We start from the raw sequence: 23,906 nt of genomic DNA on the forward strand, positions 1-23,906 counted from the left end.
CTAATGCTGGCACGCAACCCGGCGGTGGCCCAGCCGATTTCCGGCGACCGTAGAATCAACCCAATGGTTGCCGCGTTACTCGCCGATCTGTTCGAATCCCATCGGGCGCATCTGCTCTCGGTGGGGTACCGGCTGACCGGCAGTGTGGCCGACGCCGAGGACGCGGTACAGGAGAGCTGGTTACGCCTGGCGGGCGCTCACCAGTCCGACATCGAGGATCTGCGCGCCTGGCTGACCACCGTGGTCAGCCGTATCTGCCTGGATCGGCTGCGCAGTGCCGCGGCACGCCGGGAAAATTATGTGGGGCAGTGGCTTCCGGAGCCGATCGTCACCGCCGTGGCGCCGTCGAGACAGCCCGATCCGCTGGAATCGGTGGTCCGCAAACAGGATTGCCGCTTCGCCGCCCTCGTCGTACTGGACGCGCTGACCCCGCCGCAGCGGGTGGCCTTCGTCCTGCACGACGCGTTCTCGGTCCCCTTCGACGAGATCGCCGAACTACTCGACGTGTCTCCGGAGGCGGCCCGACAGCTGGCCGTGCGTGCGCGAAAGGCGTTGGCCCACAGTCCGGACCCGGTCTCCGACGCCGATCATGTCGCCGCGGTGCAGAGGCTGCTGGTGGCGCTGGCCGCCGGGGATGTGGACGCCGTGGTCGCGGCGCTGCATCCGGATTCGGTCTTCATCGGCGACACCGGCGGCACGGCGAAGACCGCGGCGCGGGCGATTCTCGGCCCGGACAGGATCGCGCGGTTCGCGCTGGGGCTCATCCGGATGTACCGGATGGATCCGTCCGAACTGTCTCCCACCGAATCGACACAGTTCGAATTCGTCAGCGTCAACGGGCAACTCGGGCTGCTGATGCACGAGCGCGCGCCACGCGACGGTGCCCCGGGCTCTCCGGCCCGCGTGATCGGTTTCGCCGTTCGCGACGGATTGATCTGGGGCACTTACGATATCGCGAATCCCGGGAAGCTCGGCGGTATCCGCCTGCCCCGGGGCACCACGTAACCGCCGGAACGCGGCGCGTTCCGGCGGCTCGACCTTCTTCGTTCCCGCGGCACGCGGGAACCCACACCACGACAAGGCCATTACGCCCGGACCACCGCTCTAGGAGGTCGAGCCGGTCCACATATCCGGGGTACTGGAGCCGAGACCCCAGTTGCCGGTCGTGGATCCGGTACCCCAGTTCGGTGTCGAGGAACCCCAGAACCAGTCGTTGCCGAAGATGTTGTGCAGGGTGTCGTTGATGTATCCGATAACCGTGCCCGCCGCCGGATGCAGCAGAAGGTCGAGATACGAGGCCATACTTCGCCCCTTTCGAGCCACCACCGAAGTGGTTGTGAGATAGAACACGGGGAGGCTAGCTCTCGTCGGGAAACCGCACAACCATGCAGGTCAGAATGCCGAAAGAAATGTGAAACATAGCCTTTCGCTATTGCGCTGCAACTGTAGCGAACGACCGGCAAGCGGAGCCCTCGGAGCCGGTCGCTACGTTGAGACCATGTCAGCCATCCCCACCGTGTCGCGCCTGCGGCCGTTCGGCGCCACGATCTTCGCGGAAATGACCGAGCTGGCCGTGCGCCACGACGCGGTCAACCTCGGTCAGGGGTTTCCCGACACCGACGGCCCGGCCGCGATGCTCGAGGTGGCACGGACCGCCATCGCCGAGGGCCTGAACCAGTACCCGCCCGGTCGCGGGATGCCGGTGCTGCGACGGGCGGTCGCCGACGACCGGCGCCGGCGCTACGGCACGGAGTACGACATCGACCGCGAGGTGCTGGTCACCGTCGGCGCCACCGAGGCACTGGCGGCGGCGGTGCTCGGCCTGGTGGAGCCCGGGTCGGAGGTCGTGCTGATCGAGCCGTACTACGACTCCTACGCCGCGGTCGTCGCCCTGGCCGGCGCCACTCGCCGCACCGCGCGCCTGGTGCCCGACGGCAGCGGGTTCGCCCTCGATCTGGACAGCTTGCGCGCCGCGATCACCCCGAAAACCCGGATGCTCCTGTTGAATACACCACACAATCCCACCGGTGCGGTGTTCTCCCGATCCGATCTGGAGGCGATCGCCGAGCTCGCGCGCGAACACGATCTGGTGGTGGTCTCCGACGAGGTCTACGAACATCTCGTCTACGACGGCAACACCCATATCAGCATCTCGACGCTGCCGGGCATGTACGAGCGCACCGTCGTGGTGTCGAGCGCCGCGAAGACGTTCAGCGTCACCGGCTGGAAGATCGGCTGGGCCTGCGGGCCGGCGCCGCTGATCGACGGTGTGCTCGCGGCCAAGCAGTTCCTGAGTTTCGTCGGTGGCGGCCCCTTCCAGCCCGCGGTCGCCTACGCCCTCGAACATGAGCAGGAGTGGGTGCGCGAGCTACGAGACAGCCTGGCGGATAAGCGTATTCGCCTGTCCGAGGCGCTCGCCGATGCCGGATTCGCGGTGCGGCGCAGCGATGCCACCTATTTCGTCTGCGCCGATATCAGCGGTCTCACCACCGCCGACGCGCTGACCTTCTGCCGGGAGCTCCCGCGAGGTCTGGGCGTGGCCGCGGTTCCGCTCAGCGTCTTCGCCGACGATCGCCAGGCATGGGACCGCCTGATCCGGTTCGCCTTCTGCAAACAGAACCGCACCCTGGACGAGGCGGTCCGCCGGCTGCACGCGGCGCACACCGCCGGCTAGCCGGCGGTGGACCGCCGTCGATATCGCGGCGGCGAAATCAGGCAGCGCCCTCGCGGCGGCGGGCGACCGCGTCGGCGAGCCGATCCAGCTGCGCCGCGGTGGTCTCCCAGTCCAGGCAGGCGTCGGTGATCGACTGACCGTAGGTCAGGTCGGCCGCATGCCCCAGGGTGAGGTCCTGGCGGCCCGCGACGAGGAAGCTCTCCATCATCAGCCCGACCACCGCGCGGTCACCCGCGGCGATGCGCCCGGCGATATCGGTGACGACGTCGACCTGCTTGGCGTGGTCCTTGTTGCTGTTGCCGTGGCTGGCGTCGACGACCACACGCTGCGGTAATCCGGCCTTCTCCAGCCGCAGGCAGGTCTCGGCCACCGAGGCGGCGTCGTAGTTGGTGCCGGAGCTGCCGCCCCGCAGGATCACATGGCAGTCCGGATTGCCGCTGGTGCGGATCAGTGCCGAACGGCCGTCGAGGTCGGTGCCGGGGAAGACGTGGCTGGCGCCGGCCGCCCGTACTCCGTCGACGGCGACCTGGACGTCACCGTCGGTGCCGTTCTTGATGCCGACCGGCATGGACAGCGCGCTCGACAGTTGCCGATGCACCTGGCTGGCCGCCGTGCGCGCCCCGATCGCACCGTAGGAGACCAGATCGGCGATGTACTGCGGCGTGATCGGGTCGAGGAATTCGCAGGCCACCGGCAGACCGAGCCCGGTGATATCGACCAGCAGCCGCCGCCCCAGCCCGAGACCGGTGTTGACATCGAACGACCCGTCCAGATGGGGATCGTTGATCAGGCCCTTCCAGCCCAGCGTGGTCCGGGGCTTCTCGAAGTACACCCGCATCACGACGTGCAGCTGATCCGACAGTGCGGCACTCTTGGCGGCGAGGCGGCGCGCGTAGTCGAGGGCCGCGTCGGGGTCGTGCACCGAACACGGGCCCACGACCACCATCAGGCGGTCGTCGGTGCCGTCGAGCACCTCGACGGTGGCGGCGCGTCCGGACCGGACGGTGTCGGCGAGACCGTCGTCGATGGGGTGCTCACGGCGAACTTCCGCGGGCGAGAGCAGGGGACTGATACTCAGCGTGCGCTGATCGTCGAGATCCTTGTGAGGCGCGTCGACATCGGCTGCGGTGGTCATGATGATGGGTTCCTTTTCTCAGGCCGACCCATCGAGCGAATCCCGTGGAGCCGGTCTGTCATCCGGCTCGGGGTGGGCGTAGGTCAGCGCGGGTCACCGACCGACCCACCCGGGGCCGGCTTGGTAAACCAGAAATACGCGCGCTGCACGAGGCCGACTGTACCAGGGCGTCCACGCGGCGATCAGCGGCCGGGTTCGCGAACGTGACGATCCCCACAGCGCCCACTGGACGCGACGGGGCCCGGCCGGATCGAAAGATCCCGCGCCGGGCCCGGATTCGCGCACCTGCGACTCTCAGAACATACCGGGCTGGTACTCGCCCGCCGGGGTTCCAGCGATGACGTTGAGCCGGTTGTAGGCGTTGATCAGAGCGATCAGCGAGATCAGCGCGGCGATCTGATCGTCGTCGTAGTGCTTGCGCACCTGCTGCCAGGTCTCGTCGCTGATACCGCGGTGGATATCGGCGATGCGGGTGCCCTCCTCGGTCAGCGCGAGCGCGGCACGCTCGGCCTCGGTGAAGACGACGGCCTCCCGCCAAGCAGCGACCAGGTTCAGCCGCACCGAGGTCTCACCCGCGGCGGCCGCGTCCTTGGAGTGCATATCGGTGCAGAAGCCGCAGCCGTTGATCTGGCTGGCACGCAGTTTCACCAACTCCTGGGTGGGCTTCGGCAACGTGCTGTTGTCGACCACCTGACCGGCGTTGCCGATCCGCTTGATGAACTTCATCGAGATCTCGTTGGCGAACGAAGCGAAACGGGGTTCCATGACCGGTGTCCTCCTTGTGTGGCGTTGCTACATAAGAGAGACGACGTCGCCACATCGAGTGTGACATGACCGAATGTGACGCCGGTCACGTGTCCGGATTCGCGACCCGCGGCCGGTCGGGCCCGGTTCAGCGACGGGCGAACGAAAAATCGACCTCGGTGAGCTTCTCCGACAGATCCCACAGCCGGCGGGCGGTGACCTCGTCGCGCGAGGCCGCCGAGGATCCGGACCGGGTCGGATACCCGCGTAGCCCGCCCAGGGAGCCTGGACCATAGAACGCACCCGGGTCGATCTGCATCGTGGCCGCGTAAAGGCTTGGCAGCGCGCCCATTTCGGCCGACTGCGCGAGGATCCGATTACCCAGCGACATGATCGAGTCGAGAAACGACTCGGTATGCGACTGCAGTTCGGTCGAGGCGTAACCGGGGTGGGCCGCCACCGAGAGCTTCGACGATCCCGCCGCGGTGAGCCTGCGCTGCAGTTCGTAGGCGAACATCAGATTCGCCAGTTTCGACTGACCGTAGGCCCGCCACCGCTCGTAGCGGCGATGTTCGTAGTTCGGATCGGACAGATCGATCCGGCCGATGAGATGGGCGCCGCTGGAGACGGTGACGACCCGTTCGGAGATCTTGTCCAGAAGCAGTCCGGTCAGCGCGAAATGGCCGAGATGGTTGGTGCCGAACTGCATTTCGAATCCGTCGGCGGTACGCCGCAGCGGCAGTGCCATCACACCGGCGTTGTTGATCAGCACATCGGCGCCGTCGATTCCACGCGCGAACTCGCGGATCGAGGACAGGTCGGCGAGGTCGAGCCTGCGCACCTGCACCCGGTCACCGATGGTGTCGGCGACCGCACGGGCCTTCACCTCGTCGCGGCAGGCCATGACGACCTGCGCGCCGGCCTGCGCCAGGGCGCGGGTGGTGACCGCGCCGAGTCCGCTGTTGGCGCCGGTCACAATGACCGTGCGGCCGCTCTGGTCCGGAATATCGGAGATGTTCCAACCGCTCACCCGCCCGAGTCTATTCGCGTCACCACCGCGGCGCGCTGTTGTGGTGCAGCCGGGTGGTCACGGCGGCGGGGCGGAAAGCAGACCGCGCCCTCCCACTGATATAGGGTTGCCTAACCTATCCCAGACGGCCCGGACGCCGTGCAGCTCGACCCGTGAGGCGATATCCGTGACTACGACATCCCCTGCCCAGCAGGACCTTCTCGACGGTTTCGTACCCTTCCCCGCGGAATTCGCCGACCGGTACCGAGCCGCCGGCTACTGGCGCGGCGAAGCGCTGGGTGAGCTGCTGCGTACCGCGGCGCGCACCTGGCCCACACGGCCCGCACTGCACACCGGCAGCGGGCCGATCGATTACACCGAACTCGACCGGCGCGCCGATCGCATGGCGCACGGGCTGCTCGCGGCCGGTATCGAAGCCGGTGACCGGGTGGTCGTCCAACTCCCCAACGTGAGCGAATTCGTCGAGGTGCTGTTCGGATCGCTGCGCGCGGGAATCGTCCCGGTGCTGGCTCTGCCGGCGCACCGGCAGGCCGAGATCGAACATCTCACCCGGCTGTCCGGGGCCACCGGCTACATCGTGGCCGACCGGGTCGGCGACTTCGACTATCGCGATCTGGCGGCCGCGGTGGCGGCACGGGTGCCGTCGTTGCGGACGGTCTTCGTTCTCGGCGACCCGGGCACCTACCTCGATCTGAACTCGGTTCCGCGCGACGGTGACTCGCTGCCCGCGGTCGATGCCTCCGGTATCGCGGTGATGCTGGTCTCCGGCGGCACCACCGGACTACCCAAGCTCATCGCCCGCACCCACGACGATTACCACTACAACGCCCGCGCGAGCGCCGAACTGTGCGAACTGACATCCGGCGACGTGTACATGGCCACTCTGCCCGCCGCGCACAACTTTCCGCTGTCGTGCCCCGGCATCCTGGGCGCCGTCGCCGCGGGCGCCTCGATCGTGATGCTGAGCGATCCCAGTCCGGAGAACGCCTTCGCCACCATCGAACGCTCCGCGGTGACGGTGACCGCGGTCGTGCCGCCGCTGGCCCAATTGTGGTGTGCGGCCACGGAATGGGAAGAGGCCGATCTGTCGAGCCTGCGGCTGTTGCAGGTCGGCGGGGCGAAATTGGCCGAGGTCAACGCCCGCGAGGTCACCGGGGCTCTGGGCGCGACACTGCAGCAGGTCTTCGGCATGGCCGAGGGACTGCTCAACTACACCGGCCTCGACGATTCCGCGGAGCTGATCTGCACCACCCAGGGCCGTCCGCTCTCGCCCGCCGACGAGGTACGCGTCGTCGACGGCGAGGGTAACGACGTGGCGCCGGGCGCGGAGGGTGAGCTGCTGACCCGCGGCCCCTACACCATCCGCGGCTACTACCGTGCGCCGGAACACAATTCCCGCGGTTTCACCCCGGACGGGTTCTATCGCAGCGGAGATCTGGTGCGGCGGTTGCCCAGCGGGCATCTGATCGTCTCCGGCCGCATCAAGGATGTGATCAACCGCGGCGGGGAGAACATCTCCTGCGACGAACTCGAGGAGCATCTGCTCGCCCATCCGGCGATCCGGCACGCGGCCGCGGTGGGCCTGCCGGATGCGAGCCTCGGCGAAAAGGTCTGTGCCGTACTGGTGATCGACGGCGAGCTGCCGAGTCTGCTCGACATCAAGGAATTCCTCACCGCACGTGGACTGGCCACCTACAAACTGCCCGATATCGTGCAGCGGGCCGACGCGCTGCCGTTCACCGCCGTCGGCAAGATCGACAAGAAGGTGCTGCGCGCCACCTATGAGCCCGGCGCCGGCGCCCCGTAGCGGGACAGGCCCCGGAAACGACCGAGCCCGGCGGGTCGCACCCGCCGGGCTCGGTCGTCGTTCAGGCCTCGACGACGTACGGCGCCACGCTGCCGAGTTTTTCGCAGGTCTCGGTGAATTCCCGCTCCGGCCGCGACTGCGACACGATGCCGGCGCCGGCCCGCAGCCAGGCGCCCTCGGTGGTCTGGTAGATCGCCCGCAGCACCAGCGTCGCCTCCAGCGCGCCCCCGGCGGAAACGGTCACCACCGCACCGGAATACAGGCCACGGGCGTCGTGGTCGAGCCGGAAGACCGCGTCCACACCGCTCTGCTTCGGAATACCCGAGGCGGTCACCGACGGGAACAGCATTTCCAGCGCGTCCCAGGCGCTCTTGTCCGCGGCCAGGGTGCCACGCACGGTGGAGGCCAGGTGCTGCACACTGCCCCGCTCGCGCACCGCCATGAAATCGGCGACGGCGGTACTGCCGGGCTCGGCCACCGCCGCGATCTCGCCGAACGAGGTCTGCACCGAGATCGCGTGTTCGACGATCTCCTTCGGATCCCCGACCAGTTCCTCGCGTGCCGCGGCATCGGCTTCCGCCCCGCGGCCGAAGGCGCGGGTGCCGGCCAGCGGTTCGGTGGTCACGACGCGTCGATCGTCGACCGAGACCACCAGTTCCGGACTGAATCCGGCCGCTTCCAGGCCGCCCAGCCGCAGCAGGAAGGAACGGGCGGGGGTGTTGTTGGCACGACCGAGCCGATAGGTCCGCGGAATGTCCACGGGGAACGGCAGATCCACCTTGCGGGACAGAATCACCTTCTGATACCGACCGGACCGGATCTCGTCGACGGCCTCGGCGACCCGGCCGCGGTAGTCGGTGGGGTCGATGGTGATGTCGACCGGCCGCGGCTGCGCCGACGGGGTAGCGCCCGCGCGCGCGATCAGTTCGTGGATCTCGGCGGTCTCGCGCGGTGTCGCGCCGGAAACCCGCACACCGGACGCATCGATGCGCACCTCGATCCGGGGAATCATCAGATGCGCCAGGGTGGTTCGATCCGCGACGTGGTCATGAGCGCTCAGTGCCCAGGCGCAGAATTCGAATCCGATCCAGCCGTAGGCATTGCGGCCCTCCCGCGGCAGCTTCGCCAGTGCCGCGTCGATCACCGCGGCCGGGCGGCCCCGCCACGACTCGACGGTGGCACGGCCCTCCCATTCGACACGCAGTTCGCCGGAGTCCAATTCGATACCCCCGATCGGATCGGCGGCGAATACCCAGCCGTCGGGGCCTTCGTAGCAGACGTACTCACCGAAACGGTCGGCGGCGGCCAGCGCCGCCATGGCATCGGCGGGTGCGACTACCGCCCGACCCATCGACCCCGGACCGTCTTCAAAACCGCTTCGCACCCGCTCGTCCGTGGTCGACACCGTTCCTCCAAGGTTACGCTTACCTAACTACAGGGGGTGAGGTTAGCATTACCTGACCTCACAGGTGCTGTGCCGGAGCACACATCGATGACGCTTTCCGAGCGTCGCGTCCAACTTCCTGCGGGAAGGCGGTCGCGCGAGCTTGAATGGTGGAGCGCCGTCGAGGGAGGGTCACCATGATCGATCACGCCGCCGGGACTCCGGCTCCGAGCTCCGCGAACGGTCTGCCGCGCTCGGCGGTGGCCCTGGTCGACGCGGTGTCACCGGTGGAACGTGAACTGATCGGCGGCTGGCTCGCCGAGGGCGGGGTCGCCGCCGAACTCGGAGTCGACGCCCCCGTCACGCAGATCGATCTGGATGCCGCCGCCGTGGCCGCTCGACTGGTCGGCCGCCGCGACGATCCACTGGTGATCCCGATCCGGGTGCTGTGGCTGCCGGCGGAGCGAGACGGCGTGCGGCGCACCACCTTCGCCGATCTGGTGCTGCTGAGCAATCCCCGGCGGCCCCACCGACTCCTGCAGCGCCGCCTGGTGGACAAGGCCCCCGACCGTCATCTGATCCTCACCGGCCGGCCCGCCCGTCTCAGCGATCTACGCGCGAACAACCCCGGGGTGGCGGGAAGTGCGGAACCGTTCGCCCGCGCCATCGTGCGCGCCGGCATCGTGGCGCTGGAACTGGCCGAACGGGCGGTGATCGGCGACCGCTACAAGGTGCCGCGGCTGGTGGTCGAGGAGATTCTGGACTCCCCCGAATTCCTGCGCCGGCTCGACGCCATCGCGACCGAGTCCGGCTCCGAACCGCGGGATGTGTACCGGCGGGCGGAGAAGGCGCTGCGTGAACTCGTCGCCGCGCAGAGCCGGCTGGTGTCGGATCTGTTCACCCAGGCCATGCGGCCGGTACACGCCTCCACCTGGAAGGTCGACGCCGATCGGTCCGGACTGGCCGCGCTGCGCCGGCTCAATCGCAACCACCCGCTGGTGTTCCTGCCCTCGCACCGTTCCTATGTCGATGCGTTCGTGCTGGGAGACGCTCTGGCGCGCAACGATTTCCCACCCAATCACGTCATCGGCGGCGCCAATCTGAGCTTCTGGCCGATGGGCCCCATCGCGCGCCGCACCGGCACCGTCTTCATCCGCCGCAGCTTCGGCGACGACGAGGTCTACAAGGCCGTGGTCGAGGAGTACTTCGCCTACCTGCTGGCGAAGCGATTCAATCTGGAGTGGTATTTCGAAGGCGGGCGCACCCGCACCGGGAAGCTGCGGCCACCCCGATTCGGGCTGCTGAACTATCTCGCCTCCGCCATTCGCAGCCGGCGGATCGACGATGTGCTGCTGGTACCCGTATCCATCACCTACGAGCGGCTCAACGAACTGGGGTCCATCGCGACCGAACAGGCCGGCGGCACCAAGAAACCCGAGGGCCTGACCTGGCTGGCCCGCTACATCCGCAGTCAACAGCATTCGGCCGGGCGGGTGTACGTGCGCTTCGGCGCCCCGCTGTCGGCGCGCGATCGGCTCGCCGTCCACGGCGATCCGATGCGCCCGGGCCCGGAGCGCTCGGACACCGACTCGGCGGAGCTGTCGGATCGGCAGCACAAGGCGGTGCAGCGCTTGGCCTTCGAGGTGGCGGTCGGCATCAACGCGGTCACGCCGATCACCGTCAACGCCTTGGTGACACTGACCCTGCTGGGTGTACACGAGCGCGCGCTCACCCTCGGCGAGGTCCGCCACGTCCTGGAACCGGTCCTCGGCTACATTCGCCGCCGGGCGCTGCCGACCGGCGAACTGGAGACCCTGCGCGACGATCACGGCCTGGCGGTCGTGCTGGAACAGTTGTCGGCCGCCAAGGTGGTCACCGTGTATCGCGGCGGACTGGAACCGGTGTACTCCATCGAGTCCGGCGCCCATCTGGAAGCCGCCTTCTATCGCAACAGCGCGGTGCACTGGTTCGTCGACCGGGCCATCCTCGAATTGGCGATCCTGGAGGTGGCCGATCGGCAGGCCGGCGCCGCCCCCGGCATCGAGGCGATCTGGGACGCCGCCTACCGCCTGCGAGATCTGCTGAAATTCGAGTTCTTCTTCCCCGATCGCATCGAGTTCGCCGCGGCGATGAGTGCGGAAATGCTGCTGTTGGACCGGAATTGGGAACAGCGCGACAGTGCCGAGCGGCTGGTGTGCGCACTGGCCGATTCGGGATTCATCATGGCCCACCGCGTGGTGCGATCGTTCTTCGACGCCCAGTTGGTGGTGGCCGAGCGGCTGGCCGCCGCCGACCCGGCGACCCGTCCGGATCGCAAACAGTTCATCGACGAATGCCTGGCCGTCGGCCGGCAGATGCTGCTCCAGCAGCGGTTGCACAGCCCGGAATCGGTCTCGTCCGAATTGTTCGCCAGCGCACTGAAACTCGCCGAGAACTACGGCCTGCTCGATCCGGATACGCCCGATGTGGCGCGGCGCCGCCGCGAACTGGCCGACGAATTGGCGACGATCAGCGCCCGGATCTCGCGGGCGGCAACCCTCGATCCGTCCAACCGCACACCGCAGGGGACAGCGTGAATCTCTCCGAGGCGATCTCCGCCATCCGGTCCGGCCCGCGAGGTCCACGAGTGGCGGCCGTCTTCGACTTCGGCGGGACGGTGGTCTCCGGGTTCACCCCTGCCGCCGTTCCGCTGCGCGTCCCGTGGCGCCACGACTCCGATCGCGCCCTGGTCCACACCCTGGTGAACAGCATTCGCGGCTCCCGCGTCGAGGGCGAGTACGAGCGTTTCCTGCAGCGGGCCAGTCACGTGTGCGCCGGGCGTACCGCCGAGGAGCTCACCGAACTCGGCGAGCGATTGTTTCGCGGCACCATCTACGGACACCTGTATCCCGAAGCGTGGCAGCTGATCCGGGAGCACGAGGCGGCGGGGCATACCGTGGTCCTGGCCACCAGCCTCACCCGGTTCCAGGTGCTGCCGGCCGCCCGGGAACTGGGCGTCGAACATGTGCTGTACACCGCGATGGCCACCGCGGACGGTGTCCTCACCGGTTTCACCGAGGGGAAGCCGTTGTGGCGCAACGAGAAAGCGGCGGCGGTACAGCGCTTCGCCGCCGAGCACGGTATCGACCCGGCCGACAGCTACGCCTATGCCGATGCCGCGCCGGATATTCCGCTGCTGGAATCGGTCGGCCATCCGGTCGCGGTGAATCCCGGCCCGCGCATGGCCATGACCGCCGGTGAACGGGACTGGCCGATCCTGACCTTCCGGCCGCGCGAATCGGCGCGGATCAGCGATTTCGCCCGCACCGCGGTCGGTTTCACGGGTCTGCTCAGCGGCGCCGCCTTCGGGGTCGCCTCCCGCGCGGCCACCCGCGAGCGCCGGTCGATGGCCGACGCCATGATCGCCACCGCGGCCGATGCCACGCTGCGCGCCACCGGGGTGCGCGTGCGGGTGACCGGCGCCGAGTACGCCCGGCAGCCGCGGCCGGCGGTCTTCCTGTTCAATCACCAGAGTCAATTCGACATGGTGGTCCTGGCCGAGGTGCTGCGCTCCGGATTCACCGCGGTGGTGAAGAAGGAGGTCACCGCCAATCCGGTCTTCGGCCCGCTGCTGCGCTTCGCCGAGGCGACATTCATCGACCGATCCGACACGGCCAGCGCGAAGGCGGCACTGGAACCGGTGGTGGAGACGCTACGCGGCGGGCTGTCGATCGTGGTGGCACCGGAGGGCACCCGGTCGATGACTCCGCGTATCGGCCGCTTCAAGAAGGGGGCCTTCCATATCGCCATCGCGGCCGGCGTGCCGATCATCCCCCTGGTCATCCGCAATTCGGGCGAAATCGCCTGGCGGAATTCGCCGATCGTGCGCAAGGGCACCGTCGATGTGGCGCTCCTGGCGCCGATCGACGTGAGCGGCTGGAATCCGAGCGCCATGGACGCCGAGATCGAGCGGGTACGGCAGCTGTTCGTGGATGCGCTGCGCGACTGGCCGAACTAGACGCTGCGGCCGAACAGCAGCTTCCACGGCATGAGCGCCGATTCCAGCTGCACCTTCAGGCTCATCTTCGAGGCGCCCTTGGTCCGCTCCTCGAAACGAATCGGCACCTCGGCGATGGAAATCCCCTGCTTGATCGTGCGGTAGTTCATCTCGACCTGGAAGGAGTAGCCGTTGCTGTGGATGGAGGCCACATCGATGGCACGCAGGGTCTCGGCCTTCCACGCCTTGAATCCGGCCGTGGCGTCCTTGACGCCGAGCCGCAGGATCGCGTTCACGTAGAAGTTCGCCCAGGCGGACAGCGCCTTGCGGTACCACTTCCACTCGGCGGCGGTAGATCCCCCCGGGACGTAGCGCGAGCCCAGGACCACGCCGGCGCCGGAGTTCTCGAGTTTGTCCAGCATGGCCGGAATCACCTCGGCCGGATGCGACAGATCGGCGTCCATCTGGATGACCACGTCGGCGCCTTCGTCGAGAGCCCTGGTGATGCCCGCGATATAAGCCCGGCCCAGGCCGTCCTTCTCGGTGCGGTGCAGCACGCTCACCGCGGACGGCAGCTCGACGGCCAGCTTGTCAGCGACCTCACCGGTACCGTCCGGAGAGTTGTCGTCGACAACCAGAACATGCAGGTCGGCGACCGGTAATGCGGTGAGACGCTCCACCGCCACCGGCAGGTTCTCCCGCTCGTTGTACGTCGGCACCACCACGGTCACCTTCACAAGTCGCCCTCCGCTCGAATCGACCTGATTGCGCGCCCGCTCCGGATACGGGCACAACGCTGCTCAGGAGAACCGTAGCCCACCTTCCTGAGCGGGAACGAGCTGCCCGGTCGTCCCGAATTCGAATCGGTTGCCGCCCGCGCGAGCGCCTCAATCCCTCCCGTCACGCGCGTCGTCGGCGGCGTTGCGTTCACGCACGATGTCCAGTGCCCGTTCGGCGGTGGCCCGGTCCGGATACGGGCCCATCCGATCGGCGAACCAGCAGCGCTTGCCCTGTTCGGGGCGGTGGTGCTTGAGGCAGTAGTACCAGCGGTCATCGGAATCGCCCATGACGATCATCGTCGCATCCGCCGCCCGGCCTGTCAGCGATCCGGCGATTCCGTCCGGCGGTGTGGCCCTTGACACATCATGCCTGTGAATGTACGTTCATTCACTACAAATACCAATTCACTCACCGGGACGGTTCGCGGTCGCCGCCCGTCCGAGCAGAAGGAAGTGCGATGGATTTCTCCACCTACGAGCAGCTGACGTTCAAACGCCTCGAGGACGGCGTTCTGCTGATCACGATCGATCGGCCGGAGAAGTACAACGCCGCCGACGAGCAGATGCACGCCGAGCTGGCGCGGGTCTGGTCGGACGTCTCGGCCGATCCGGAGACCCGCGTCGCGGTCATCACCGGCGCGGGTAAGGCCTTCTCCGCGGGCGGCGACCTGGCCATGGTCGAGCGGATGGCCGGTAACCACGAGCGGGTCGCGAACATGCTCAGCGAGATGAGCGATCTGGTCTACAACATGATCAATTGCGAGAAGCCGGTCATCGCCGCGGTCAACGGGGTGGCCGTCGGTGCCGGGCTCGTCGTCGCACTGCTGTCCGACATCTCCATCTGCGCCCGGGACGCCAAACTCGGCGACGGCCACGTGAAGCTCGGCGTCGCCGCCGGCGATCACGCCGCGATCCTGTGGCCGCTGCTCTCGGGCATGGCCAAGGCCAAGTACTACCTGCTGACCGGCGAGATGGTCGACGGCGCCGAGGCCGAGCGGATCGGCATGGTCACCAGTGCGGTGCCGCGCGAACAGGTGCTCGCCGACGCCCTCGCGGTCGCGGGCACACTCGCCGGCGGATCCCAGCTGGCGATCCGCTGGACCAAGAAGGCACTCAACAACTGGCTCAAGCAGGCCGGTCCGATCTTCGATCAGTCCGCCGCCTACGAAATGCTCTGCTTCATGGGCCCCGATATCACCGAGGGCTACACCGCGCTGCGCGAGAAGCGGGCACCGAACTTCCCCTCCGCCCGTGCACTCACCAGCAACTGAGGATCGAACAATGATGAGCGACAGGACCATTGCCGTCGTCACCGGAGCCGGGTCGGGTATCGGCCGGGCGATCACCCTGGCCCTGGCCGCGGGTGGCGCCACGGTCGTGGCCGCCGATCTCGATCTCGACGCCGCCGAGCGCACGGCCGAGAAGCAGGCCGACCGCATCCTCGCGATGAGGGTGGACATCGCCGACCGCGCCCAGGTCGGCGCGCTACGCGATCAGGTACACGCCGCAGCCGGGGTGCCGAACGTGCTGGTCAACGCCGCCGGCTGGGATCGCACCGACAAGTTCCTCAATGCCACACCGGAATTCGCGCAGAAGGTCGTCGCGATCAACTACCTCGGCCCGGTGCACATGTGCGGCGCTTTCCTGCCGGGCATGGTGGATTCGGGGAGCGGCGGCCGGGTGATCAACCTGGCCAGTGACGCCGGCCGGGTCGGCAGCGCCGGGGAAACCATCTACGCGGGCGCCAAGGGCGGCGTCATCGCACTCACCAAATCCCTGGCGCGCGAGATGGCCCGGTACTCGATCACGGTCAACTGCGTCTGCCCGGGCCCGACCGACACACCTCTGTTCCAGGCACAGGCCGAGGGGCTGAAAGAGGCTCTGATCAAGGCTATTCCGTTCCGCCGGCTGGCCCGGCCCGAAGAAGTGGCCGCCCCGGTCACCTTCTTCGCCTCCCCCGACGCGTCGTTCATCACCGGCCAGGTGCTCAGCGTCAGCGGCGGACTCACCATGGCCGGCTGACCCCGGATCAAGGTGCCGAGCAGATCCCGGAGGACGAATCCAGATGTACGACGCGCATGCCTACCGGCAGTATTTCGAGCACGACTTCACCTATCTCAACGGTTTCCGGCGCAATGTCCACCGCTACGCCCATCGCCCGGCGATCGAGGACCCCGCGACCGGTGAGTCCCTCACCTACGCGGAATTCGGCGCACGGGTCGACCGGTTGGCCACCGGACTGGCCGACGCGGGCGCCGAGCCGGGTGATGTGGTGGCCTATCAGCTGTTCAACGGGGTGGAGTTCGCCACGCTGTACCTGGCCACCCAGGCCGCCGGTACGGTCGGCTCACCGATGAACTTCCGGCTCGCCGCGGGCGAGACGTCCTACATCCTGGACGCGAACCGGCCCCGGATCTTCGTCTACGACACCGATCTCACCGAGATGGTGCGGGATGCGCTGGACCGCTGCGTATTCCGGCCGCCGCTGCTGATCGCGGTCGGCGCGGGCGAACCGCTACCGGGCGCCATCCGGTTCGACGACCTGTTCGCCGGCACCGCGCGGCCGCTGGACGCGCATCGCACCACCTGGGACGAGACCACCCGCCTCTACACCTCCGGCACCACCGGGATGCCCAAGGGTGTTCCACTCAACAGCCTGGTGGAGATCTTCAGCGCCCACGACGTCATCATGCATTTCCCGATGTCGCCCGAGGACAAGACACTGAATATGACGCCGTGGTTCCATCGCGGCGGATTGTATTGCGCGGGACCGAATCCCACCTTCTACCTGGGCTCGTCGCTGGTTCCGATGCGCGCCTTCGACGCCGACGCCACCCTCGACCACGTCGCACGTTACGGGCTGACCTTCCTGATCGGCGCGCCGACCAATCTGGCGATGCTCGCCCACGCCCAGGAGTCCCGGCGGCGTGATCTGTCCAGCCTGCGCGGCATCGTCACCATGGGCGCACCGCTCGAGCGCGAGGCGACACTGCGCTATCAGAAGATATTGAATCCCAACATCTTCAACGGCTACGGCAGCACCGAGGGATTCTGGAACACCTTCCTGCGCCCCACCGATCTGCCCGCCATGGCCGGTACCGCCGGCCGCGCGTGCATCGACGACGACGTCGCGGTGGTGCGAGTCCTCGACGACCGGCTGGCCGAACCCGACGAGACCGTGGCCAAGGACGGTACCGAGGTCGGCGAGGTCATCGTCCGCTCCCCGAAGGGCGCCAACGCCTATGTGGATTCGCCCGATCACGAGGCCAGGAAGTTCCATCGCGGCTGGTTGTACATCGGCGATCTGGCCACCTGGGACGACCGGGAATTCGTCACCATCGTCGGCCGCAAGGACGACATGCTGATCTCCGGTGGTGAGAATGTCCACCCGGTGCAGGTCGAGGAGGCGCTCAACGAACATCCCGGCGTGGACGATTCGCTGGTGGTGGGCATTCCCGACGATCGCTGGGGTCAGGTGGTGGTCGCCTACGTGGTGGCCGGCGATCCGGGCCTCGGCGCGGCGGAACTGGACCGGCACTGCCGCGCACATCCGATGCTGTCGGCGTTCAAACGCCCGCGGGCCTACCGATTCGTCGATTCGCTGCCCGTCTCGGCCACCGGTAAGAAGCTGCACTACAAACTGACAGAGCAGGCCCGCGACGATGCCGCGGCCGGCCTGTTCACCTATCCGGACAAGGAAATCGTATGAGCGCCAGCACTCGCCCCGCATTCGACGCACTCGATCCGCTGAACCTCGATTCGCTGTACTCGGAGGACGAACGGGCCGTCCGTGACAGTGTCCGCGGCTTCTGCGCCGAACACATCACCCCGCACATCGCCGACTGGTTCGAGGCGGGCGATCTCCCCGGTGCGCGCGAATTGGCGCGGGAGTTCGGCAAACTCGGCCTGCTCGGCATGCATCTGCAGGGCTACGGGTGCGGCGGCTCCTCGGCCGTGCATTACGGTCTGGCCTGCCTCGAACTCGAGGCGTGCGATTCCGGTATCCGCTCCCTGGTCTCCGTCCAGGGCTCGCTGGCCATGTTCTCCATCTGGAACAACGGGTCCGAGGAACAGAAGCAGCGCTGGCTGCCCGGTATGGCCGCGGGCGAGATCATCGGCTGTTTCGGACTGACCGAACCGGGTGTCGGCTCCGATCCGGCCGGCATGCAGACCCGGGCCACGCGCGACGGCGGCGACTGGGTTCTCAACGGCCGCAAGATGTGGATCACCAACGGATCGATCGCCGACGTCGCCGTGGTCTGGGCCGCTACCGACGAGGGCATCCGGGGCTTCGTCGTGCCCACCGGCACCCCGGGCTTCAGCGCGCACACCATCAAGCACAAGTTGTCACTGCGGGCCTCGATCACCAGTGAGCTGGTGCTCGACGACGTGCGACTGCCCGCGGACGCCGTGCTGCCCGGCGGCAAGGGAGTGAAGGCTCCGCTGTCGAGCCTGTCCGAGGCGCGCTACGGCATCATCTGGGGTTCGATGGGCGCGGCGCGTTCGGCGTGGCAGGCGGCCCGCGATTATTCGATGCAGCGCAACCAGTTCGGGCGGCCCATCGCCGGATTCCAGCTCACCCAGGCCAAACTCGCGGATATGGCGGTGGAACTGCACAAGGGCCAACTGCTTTCGCTGCATCTCGGGCGGCTCAAGGACTCGATCGGACTGCGTCCCGAACAGGTCAGCTTCGGCAAGCTCAACAACACGCGCGAGGCCATCGAGATCTGCCGCACGGCCCGAACCATCCTGGGCGGCAACGGCATCTCGCTCGAATTCCCCATAATCCGGCACATGGTGAATCTGGAGTCCGTCCTCACCTACGAGGGCACACCGGAAATGCACCAACTCGTTCTCGGCCAGGCATTCACCGGTCAGAACGCCTTCCGCTGACAAGAGGTTCCAGCATGAACGCACGACTGGAGTACGACTCCGAACACCGGCAGTTCCGTGCGGTGGTCCATGAATTCGTCGCGCAGACCGTCGCCCCGGTCCACGAGGACTGGGAACGCGCCGGATGCCTGGACCGCTCGCTGTTCACCGAGGCGGGCAAACTCGGGCTGCTCGGGTTCCCGGTACCCGAACGGTTCGGCGGGCCGGGCGTGGAGGATTTCCGCTACCACGCCATCGTGATCGAGGAGATCGCCCGGGCCGGAGCCGCCGCCGCGGCCATCGCGTTCTCGCTGCAGAACGATGTCGTGCTGCCCTATCTGACGGATCTCGCCGACGACGAGCAGCGTGCGCGCTGGCTGCCCGGCGTGGTCACCGGCGAGACCGTACTCGGCATCGCCATGACCGAGCCGGGGGCCGGCAGCGATCTCACCGGTATCCGGACCAGCGCCGTACGCGACGGCGACCACTACATCGTCGACGGCGGTAAGACCTTCATCTCCAACGGGCGCAACGGTGATCTGTTCGTCGTCGCGGTGCGCACCGGCGAGGACAAGCACAAGGGCCTGACCCTGCTGGTCGTCGCCGCCGATACCCCCGGGTTCGGCCGCGGCCGCAATCTGGAGAAGATCGGCCTGCACGCCCAGGACACCAGCGAGCTGACCTTCACCGAGATGCGGGTGCCGGTGGCGAACCGCCTCGGCGACGAGGGTGAGGGCTTCTACCAGCTGGTGCGCAATCTGCCGCAGGAACGATTGTCGTTGGCCGTGGGCGCGGTCGCCGCGGCCGAGGGGGTGCTCGCGCAGACCCTCGACTACGTCCGTGAGCGCACCGCGTTCGGCTCGCCGATCTCGTCCTTCCAGAACACCCGGTTCGTGCTCGCCGAACTGGCCACCGAGCTGGATATCGCCCGGACCTTCCTCGACGACTGCCTCGCCGAGCACGTCGCGGGCGGCCTCACCGCGGCCCGGGCGGCACGGCTGAAATGGTGGACCACCGAACTGCAGATGCGCGTCGCCGATCGCTGCTTGCAACTGCACGGCGGCTACGGCTACATGCGCGAATACGCGGTGTCCCGGGCCTTCGTGGATGCCCGCATCCAGAGCATCTACGGCGGGACCACCGAGATCATGAAGACGATCGTCGCCAAGGACCTCGGTATCTGATGGACCGGATCACCTCGGCATCCGATCGCCGGTGAACCACTCTACAGTTGAGTGAACCGTCGTTCATTCGACTGCGATACGGAAGGGTATGCCCGATGGCGAAGAGAACCGCACCGATGGAACTCGAGGAAGCGGTGCGTGCGGTGCGGACCAGTTCGCGACGGCGGCAGCTCCTCAACGCGGCCGTCGCGGTCATGCAGACCACGGGCTTCCATCAGATGTCGATGCAAGCGCTCGCCGACCAGGCCGATGTCAGCGTGGGGCTGATCTACAAGTACTTCGGCGGGAAGGAAGATCTGCTGCTGGCCGCCATCGTCGACATTCTCGATGCCTTCCGGGACGAGCTCGATCCCGCGATGGACGCCGTCGGCGACGATCCGGTGGAACGACTGGTGGCGGGCTTCCGGCGCTATGTCGAAATCGTCGACGAGAATCTCGACGCCGTCGTCCTCACCTATCGGGAGAGCCGAACCCTCGATCCGGCCGGGCGCGAGCGGATCAAGGATCTGGAGGTCGAGACCTCGGCGCCGCTGCGTACAGCCGTCGAGGCCGGTATCGCGGCCGGATCGATGAACGCCCTCGATCCGGATCTGGTGGTGTTCAACCTGATGATGCTGGCCCACACCTGGGCGCTCAAACACTGGCATTTCGCGTCGCGCTACACCGTCGAGGAGTACATCCGGGCGCAGGTGCGTTTCGTCCTGCCCACCCTGCTCACCCCCCGTGGCGCGGAGACGTACCGACATCTTATGGAGTGAAATACGGTGACAGTCACTATCTCTCGTTCCGGCGCCATCGGCACGATCACCCTCGACCGCCCGCCGGTCAACGCCTTCGACGAGGCCCAGGCCGACGAATTCGCCACGGCCGTAGCAGAACTCGGCTCCGATACCGGGGTGCGCGCGATCATCGTCGGTAGTGCCGCGACGGTCTTCTGCGCGGGCGCCGATATCGCGATGCTGGATTCCTGGCGCGCACGACCCGATCGCGGGCAGCGCCTGGAGAAATTCTGCCGACGGCTGCAGGACGCCTTCGCGGCTCTGGAAGCGCTGCCGAAACCCACGATCGCGGCAATCGGCGGCGCGGCCACCGGCGGTGGTTTCGAACTCGCGCTGGCCTGCGATTTCCGCATCGCGCTCGGCACCGCGAAGATCGGACTGCCCGAGGTGGGCATCGGACTGCTTCCCGGCGCGGGCGGCACCCAGCGCCTGACCCGTCTCGTCGGACCGGGAACCGCCTATCGGCTGATTCTGGGCGCGGAACTGGTCGACGGAACCACGGCCGAACGACTCGGCCTGGTGCAGTGGGCGGTCGACGACGTCGCGGACGCCGCATCGGCACTGGCCGAGCGACTGGCCGACCTGCCCCCGGCCGCCTTCGCCGCCGCCAAGCGCTGTATCGACGCCGCCCACACCGACGGCGGTTACGGCATGGAACGCACCGAAATCGGCACCCTCATCCAGACCAAGGAAACCGCACGGCGGCTCGATCGGTTCATTTCCGGATAGCGAATTCGGCACTCCGATCGGCCGAATGGTGCATAAGGTACGGAAATGAGTAGAGCGGCCTCACTGGTTCGAGTAGCGGTCGCCTATGTGATCGCCGGCATCGCCGGATTCGCGTGGCTGATGTGGGGGCCCGGCAGCGGCCAGGCGTGGCTGGACGGCCTGATCGCCGACCTGATCGCGACCGTCGTCATCTTCGTGGCGAGCCGGGTATATCGGAATTCCAGTTTCTACGACGCGTATTGGAGCGTCGCGCCGCCGCTGCTCGCCTGCTACTGGTGGATCGATGCCGGGGAGGTCGCCGACACCGCCCGCTGGTGGCTGATGATGGCGGTCATGCTGGTCTGGGCGGTGCGGCTCACCGGCAACTGGATCTCCACGTTTCCCGGTCTGCACCATGAGGATTGGCGTTATCCGCAGCTGCGCGAGCGAGCGGGCCGATTCGAGATGGCCGCCGATCTGTTCGGTATCCACCTCTTTCCCACCGTGCAGGTCTTCCTCGGCCTGATCCCGGTCTACGTGGTCGCCACCCGGGCCGGTGACGCGTTCGGGGTGCTCGATATCGTCGCGTTCCTGATCGGTGCGGGTGCGGTCACGCTCGAGACCGTCGCCGATCGGCAGATGCACCGCTTCGCCGCCACCACATCACCGGGCCAGGTCATGGACCGGGGTGTGTGGTCGTGGTCGCGGCATCCGAACTATTTCGGCGAGTTCGGCGTGTGGCTGTCGTTCGGACTGTTCGGGCTCGCCGCCGCGCCGGGGAGCTGGTGGGTGCTCATCGGTGCCGTCGGCATGCTGGCGATGTTCCTCGGCGTCAGCATCCCGATGATGGAACAGCGCAGTCTGCAACGACGGCCCGAATACCAGGACGTGGTGCGACGGATCTCCGCGTTCGTTCCGCTACCGCCCCGGAAGCGCCCAGCATGACCAAGCCCCGGGTGGTGATCGTCGGACTGGGCGATACCGGCATCCTCACCGGGATTCGGCTCGGACGATATGCCGACATCGTGGGCATCACCGCGAAACCGGGCCTGGTCAGCGGTCAGGAACTCGGCATGCGGCTGGCCCGGCCGCAGGAGTGGATGCGCGACTACCGCATCGCCTACGACAGATTTCGTGGCCTCGACCGGATGCGCATCGTGCACGGCAGCGCCACCGCGATCGACACCGCCGCCCGCATCGTGCGGGTCCGTCATCCCGATGGATCGGCCGGCGAGGAACCGTACGAACTCCTGGTGATCGCCACCGGGGTGACCAACGGCTTCTGGCGGCAGCCCACCCTGCAGAACGATGCCGAGGTGGACGCGGATCTCGCTGCGGCACACCGGCGTATCGCGGACGCGGAGTCGGTGGCGGTCATCGGCGGCGGTGCGGCCGCGATGAGCTGCGCGGCACAGGTGGCCGAACGCTGGCCCGGCAAGGCCATCCATCTCTACTTCCCCGGCGAGCGCGGACTGCCCGAACACCACCGTCGCGTGTGGACGCGGGTCCACGCCCGGCTCACCGGACTCGGAGTCACACCGCACCCCGGACATCGCGCGATACCGCCTCCCGGCGACGCCGCCCGGGAACTCACCTCCGGCCCCATCGACTGGTCGACCGGACAGCCGCCCGCGAGCGCCGATGTCGTCATCTGGGCGATCGGGCAGGTACGGCCCAATACCGCGTGGCTGCCGGCGGACATCCTCGACGAGCGCGGTTTCGTGCGCGTGCACCCGACCCTGCGGGTCGAGGGCCACGACGACATCTTCGCGGTGGGAGATGTCGCGGCCACCGACCGGTTGCGCACCTCGGCCCGCAATCAGGGGCACAAGCTGCTGGTCCGCAATATCCGTTCGGTTTCGACCGGCGCCCCGCTGCGCGCGTACCGGCCTCCGCGACGGCGGTGGGGTTCGGTGCTCGGCGTCCAGCGGGACGGCCTGCTGGTGTTCGCCCCGAACGGGCGCGGCTTCCGCTTTCCCACCTGGACCATCGGCTCGCTGCAGCGCTTCGTCGTCCGGCGCGGTATCTACGGCGGGGTGCGGGCCGCCCGGCCGGAGCGCGGATCGGGCGAACGCACGTCGTGATCGGCACGCGTGCCACAGCGCCGGCGGGCTCGCACCGGGCGATACTGCACGGGTGAGCGGTTCCGAGAACGACACCGACGAGGTTCCGGCGTGGGCGCGCCGCACCGCCGGGGAATCACGGTGGGCGGCAACGGCCGCGATGGTCGGCATCATCATCCTGCAACTGCTGCTCCCCGATCACTTCCAGCTGCGGCCGGTGTGGCTGCTGCCGATGCTGGAGGTGCTGCTGCTGGGCGTGCTGGTGGTGAGCAGTCCGGTACGCCTGGACCGGGAGGAGGTCTGGCTGCGCTGGTGCGGTCTGGGCATGGCCGCGCTGCTGGGCATCGCCACCGCCTGGTCGGTGTTCCGGTTGGTGGCCGGGCTGATCGACGGCACCCTCAGCAACGACCCACCGGTGCTGCTGGGTTCGGGTGCGGCCATCTGGCTCACCAATGTCACCGTATTCGCGCTCTGGTACTGGGAATTCGATCGCGGCGGCCCCGCGGCTCGAGCCCATGCCCGAAAACCGCTGCCGGACTTCCTGTTCGTCCAGATGCAGAGCCCCGACCTCTCCCCCGCCGACTGGGAACCGGAATTCCTCGACTACCTCTACCTGTCGTTCACCAACGCCACCGCCTTCAGCCCCACCGATGTGATGCCGATGTCGCGCTGGGCGAAGACCCTGATGATGGCCGAATCGGCACTGTCGCTGGTCACCGCGGCCCTGGTGATCGCCAGGGCGGTGAATGTACTGACGTGAGACGAGGATCG

The 23,906-nt window shown here is 67.8% G+C and carries 22 protein-coding genes; 15 read left to right on the forward strand and 7 right to left on the reverse strand.

What is annotated here, in order from left to right:
• The first annotated feature begins 63 nt into the window (after positions 1 to 63).
• On the forward strand, positions 64 to 1,005 hold the full coding sequence (locus LKD76_RS28680; RefSeq protein ID WP_227984504.1) for a sigma-70 family RNA polymerase sigma factor: 942 nt from the start codon (positions 64 to 66) through the stop codon (positions 1,003 to 1,005).
• Between the two features lie 99 nt (positions 1,006 to 1,104).
• Here LKD76_RS28680 and LKD76_RS28685 read toward each other — a convergent pair whose 3' ends face one another.
• Positions 1,105 to 1,302 carry a hypothetical protein gene (locus tag LKD76_RS28685; RefSeq protein WP_227984505.1) on the reverse strand — a complete coding sequence of 66 codons (198 nt, stop codon included), beginning with the start codon at positions 1,300 to 1,302 and terminating at the stop codon, positions 1,105 to 1,107.
• 196 nt (positions 1,303 to 1,498) lie between these two features.
• On the opposite strand from LKD76_RS28685, the gene LKD76_RS28690 reads away from it, so the two are divergent.
• On the forward strand, positions 1,499 to 2,674 hold the full coding sequence (locus tag LKD76_RS28690) for a pyridoxal phosphate-dependent aminotransferase (RefSeq protein ID WP_227984506.1): 1,176 nt from the start codon (positions 1,499 to 1,501) through the stop codon (positions 2,672 to 2,674).
• Between the two features lie 37 nt (positions 2,675 to 2,711).
• Here LKD76_RS28690 and LKD76_RS28695 read toward each other — a convergent pair whose 3' ends face one another.
• From LKD76_RS28695 to LKD76_RS28705, 3 genes are all read right to left on the reverse strand, one after another.
• The gene (locus LKD76_RS28695; RefSeq protein WP_227984507.1) at positions 2,712 to 3,809 is read right to left on the reverse strand and encodes a 3-deoxy-7-phosphoheptulonate synthase; all 1,098 of its coding nucleotides are present in this window, start codon (positions 3,807 to 3,809) and stop codon (positions 2,712 to 2,714) included.
• A gap of 294 nt (positions 3,810 to 4,103) precedes the next feature.
• On the reverse strand, positions 4,104 to 4,574 hold the full coding sequence (locus tag LKD76_RS28700; protein WP_227984508.1) for a carboxymuconolactone decarboxylase family protein: 471 nt from the start codon (positions 4,572 to 4,574) through the stop codon (positions 4,104 to 4,106).
• 127 nt (positions 4,575 to 4,701) lie between these two features.
• The gene (locus LKD76_RS28705) at positions 4,702 to 5,583 is read right to left on the reverse strand and encodes an oxidoreductase (protein WP_227984509.1); all 882 of its coding nucleotides are present in this window, start codon (positions 5,581 to 5,583) and stop codon (positions 4,702 to 4,704) included.
• Between the two features lie 166 nt (positions 5,584 to 5,749).
• On the opposite strand from LKD76_RS28705, the gene LKD76_RS28710 reads away from it, so the two are divergent.
• On the forward strand, positions 5,750 to 7,390 hold the full coding sequence (locus tag LKD76_RS28710) for a (2,3-dihydroxybenzoyl)adenylate synthase (RefSeq protein ID WP_227984510.1): 1,641 nt from the start codon (positions 5,750 to 5,752) through the stop codon (positions 7,388 to 7,390).
• A 61-nt stretch (positions 7,391 to 7,451) separates the two neighbouring features.
• Here the strand turns inward: LKD76_RS28710 and LKD76_RS28715 are convergent, their stop codons facing one another.
• Positions 7,452 to 8,741: a salicylate synthase gene (locus tag LKD76_RS28715; RefSeq protein WP_227984511.1), complete on the reverse strand. Its 1,290-nt coding sequence runs from the start codon at positions 8,739 to 8,741 to the stop codon at positions 7,452 to 7,454.
• Positions 8,742 to 8,971: 230 nt separating this feature from the next.
• Between LKD76_RS28715 and LKD76_RS28720 the strand changes: the two genes are divergently transcribed.
• Together LKD76_RS28720 and LKD76_RS32240 are read left to right on the forward strand one after the other, a co-directional pair.
• Positions 8,972 to 11,350, forward strand: a complete 2,379-nt coding sequence (locus LKD76_RS28720) for a glycerol-3-phosphate 1-O-acyltransferase (RefSeq protein WP_227984512.1) — start codon at positions 8,972 to 8,974, stop codon at positions 11,348 to 11,350.
• Complete coding sequence (locus LKD76_RS32240) at positions 11,347 to 12,771, forward strand: HAD-IB family hydrolase (RefSeq protein WP_227984513.1); 1,425 nt, start codon at positions 11,347 to 11,349, stop codon at positions 12,769 to 12,771. The genes LKD76_RS28720 and LKD76_RS32240 overlap by 4 nt, the downstream gene beginning before the upstream one ends.
• On the opposite strand, the gene LKD76_RS28730 is transcribed toward LKD76_RS32240, so the two are convergent.
• On the reverse strand, positions 12,768 to 13,469 hold the full coding sequence (locus LKD76_RS28730; protein WP_227985447.1) for a polyprenol monophosphomannose synthase: 702 nt from the start codon (positions 13,467 to 13,469) through the stop codon (positions 12,768 to 12,770). The two genes, LKD76_RS32240 and LKD76_RS28730, sit on opposite strands and share 4 nt — an antisense overlap.
• Before the next feature lie 168 nt (positions 13,470 to 13,637).
• On the reverse strand, positions 13,638 to 13,817 hold the full coding sequence (locus LKD76_RS28735) for a hypothetical protein (protein WP_227984514.1): 180 nt from the start codon (positions 13,815 to 13,817) through the stop codon (positions 13,638 to 13,640).
• Between the two features lie 170 nt (positions 13,818 to 13,987).
• Here LKD76_RS28735 and LKD76_RS28740 point away from each other — a divergent pair, with 170 nt between their 5' ends.
• From LKD76_RS28740 to LKD76_RS28785, 10 genes are all read left to right on the forward strand, one after another.
• On the forward strand, positions 13,988 to 14,800 hold the full coding sequence (locus LKD76_RS28740; RefSeq protein ID WP_227984515.1) for an enoyl-CoA hydratase/isomerase family protein: 813 nt from the start codon (positions 13,988 to 13,990) through the stop codon (positions 14,798 to 14,800).
• 13 nt (positions 14,801 to 14,813) lie between these two features.
• On the forward strand, positions 14,814 to 15,551 hold the full coding sequence (locus LKD76_RS28745) for an SDR family NAD(P)-dependent oxidoreductase (RefSeq protein WP_227985448.1): 738 nt from the start codon (positions 14,814 to 14,816) through the stop codon (positions 15,549 to 15,551).
• Between the two features lie 43 nt (positions 15,552 to 15,594).
• Positions 15,595 to 17,238 carry a class I adenylate-forming enzyme family protein gene (locus LKD76_RS28750; RefSeq protein WP_227984516.1) on the forward strand — a complete coding sequence of 548 codons (1,644 nt, stop codon included), beginning with the start codon at positions 15,595 to 15,597 and terminating at the stop codon, positions 17,236 to 17,238.
• The gene (locus LKD76_RS28755) at positions 17,235 to 18,422 is read left to right on the forward strand and encodes an acyl-CoA dehydrogenase family protein (protein ID WP_227984517.1); all 1,188 of its coding nucleotides are present in this window, start codon (positions 17,235 to 17,237) and stop codon (positions 18,420 to 18,422) included. The genes LKD76_RS28750 and LKD76_RS28755 overlap by 4 nt, the downstream gene beginning before the upstream one ends.
• Positions 18,423 to 18,436: 14 nt before the next feature.
• Positions 18,437 to 19,585 (forward strand): acyl-CoA dehydrogenase family protein, encoded by a 1,149-nt coding sequence (locus tag LKD76_RS28760; protein WP_227984518.1) that lies wholly within the window; start codon positions 18,437 to 18,439, stop codon positions 19,583 to 19,585.
• A gap of 95 nt (positions 19,586 to 19,680) precedes the next feature.
• The gene (locus LKD76_RS28765) at positions 19,681 to 20,343 is read left to right on the forward strand and encodes a TetR/AcrR family transcriptional regulator (protein WP_227984519.1); all 663 of its coding nucleotides are present in this window, start codon (positions 19,681 to 19,683) and stop codon (positions 20,341 to 20,343) included.
• Between the two features lie 6 nt (positions 20,344 to 20,349).
• The gene (locus LKD76_RS28770; protein WP_227984520.1) at positions 20,350 to 21,093 is read left to right on the forward strand and encodes an enoyl-CoA hydratase/isomerase family protein; all 744 of its coding nucleotides are present in this window, start codon (positions 20,350 to 20,352) and stop codon (positions 21,091 to 21,093) included.
• Positions 21,094 to 21,138: 45 nt separating this feature from the next.
• A complete protein-coding gene (locus tag LKD76_RS28775) occupies positions 21,139 to 22,017 on the forward strand; it encodes a DUF1295 domain-containing protein (protein ID WP_227984521.1) in 879 nt (292 codons plus the stop codon).
• Positions 22,014 to 23,156, forward strand: a complete 1,143-nt coding sequence (locus LKD76_RS28780) for an FAD-dependent oxidoreductase (RefSeq protein ID WP_227984522.1) — start codon at positions 22,014 to 22,016, stop codon at positions 23,154 to 23,156. Before LKD76_RS28775 ends, LKD76_RS28780 begins: the two co-directional genes overlap by 4 nt.
• A 52-nt stretch (positions 23,157 to 23,208) precedes the next feature.
• Positions 23,209 to 23,895 carry a hypothetical protein gene (locus LKD76_RS28785; protein WP_227984523.1) on the forward strand — a complete coding sequence of 229 codons (687 nt, stop codon included), beginning with the start codon at positions 23,209 to 23,211 and terminating at the stop codon, positions 23,893 to 23,895.
• Positions 23,896 to 23,906: the final 11 nt, after the last annotated feature.

This window comes from Nocardia spumae (assembly GCF_020733635.1).
GTDB classification, from domain to species: Bacteria; Actinomycetota; Actinomycetes; order Mycobacteriales; family Mycobacteriaceae; genus Nocardia; species Nocardia spumae.

What these genes read in the sequence shown, in the direction of transcription:
- LKD76_RS28695 (WP_227984507.1), bottom strand. Translation starts at nt 3,809, where the DNA reads ATGACCACCGCAGCCGATGTCGACGCGCCTCACAAGGATCTCGACGAT.
- LKD76_RS28690 (WP_227984506.1), top strand. Translation starts at nt 1,499, where the DNA reads ATGTCAGCCATCCCCACCGTGTCGCGCCTGCGGCCGTTCGGCGCCACG.
- LKD76_RS28760 (WP_227984518.1), top strand. Translation starts at nt 18,437, where the DNA reads ATGAACGCACGACTGGAGTACGACTCCGAACACCGGCAGTTCCGTGCG.
- LKD76_RS28735 (WP_227984514.1), bottom strand. Translation starts at nt 13,817, where the DNA reads ATGGGCGATTCCGATGACCGCTGGTACTACTGCCTCAAGCACCACCGC.
- LKD76_RS28685 (WP_227984505.1), bottom strand. Translation starts at nt 1,302, where the DNA reads ATGGCCTCGTATCTCGACCTTCTGCTGCATCCGGCGGCGGGCACGGTT.
- LKD76_RS28700 (WP_227984508.1), bottom strand. Translation starts at nt 4,574, where the DNA reads ATGGAACCCCGTTTCGCTTCGTTCGCCAACGAGATCTCGATGAAGTTC.
- LKD76_RS28765 (WP_227984519.1), top strand. Translation starts at nt 19,681, where the DNA reads ATGGCGAAGAGAACCGCACCGATGGAACTCGAGGAAGCGGTGCGTGCG.
- LKD76_RS28745 (WP_227985448.1), top strand. Translation starts at nt 14,814, where the DNA reads ATGAGCGACAGGACCATTGCCGTCGTCACCGGAGCCGGGTCGGGTATC.
- LKD76_RS28720 (WP_227984512.1), top strand. Translation starts at nt 8,972, where the DNA reads ATGATCGATCACGCCGCCGGGACTCCGGCTCCGAGCTCCGCGAACGGT.
- LKD76_RS28715 (WP_227984511.1), bottom strand. Translation starts at nt 8,741, where the DNA reads ATGGGTCGGGCGGTAGTCGCACCCGCCGATGCCATGGCGGCGCTGGCC.
- LKD76_RS28775 (WP_227984521.1), top strand. Translation starts at nt 21,139, where the DNA reads ATGAGTAGAGCGGCCTCACTGGTTCGAGTAGCGGTCGCCTATGTGATC.
- LKD76_RS28750 (WP_227984516.1), top strand. Translation starts at nt 15,595, where the DNA reads ATGTACGACGCGCATGCCTACCGGCAGTATTTCGAGCACGACTTCACC.
- LKD76_RS28780 (WP_227984522.1), top strand. Translation starts at nt 22,014, where the DNA reads ATGACCAAGCCCCGGGTGGTGATCGTCGGACTGGGCGATACCGGCATC.
- LKD76_RS28680 (WP_227984504.1), top strand. Translation starts at nt 64, where the DNA reads ATGGTTGCCGCGTTACTCGCCGATCTGTTCGAATCCCATCGGGCGCAT.
- LKD76_RS28755 (WP_227984517.1), top strand. Translation starts at nt 17,235, where the DNA reads ATGAGCGCCAGCACTCGCCCCGCATTCGACGCACTCGATCCGCTGAAC.
- LKD76_RS28740 (WP_227984515.1), top strand. Translation starts at nt 13,988, where the DNA reads ATGGATTTCTCCACCTACGAGCAGCTGACGTTCAAACGCCTCGAGGAC.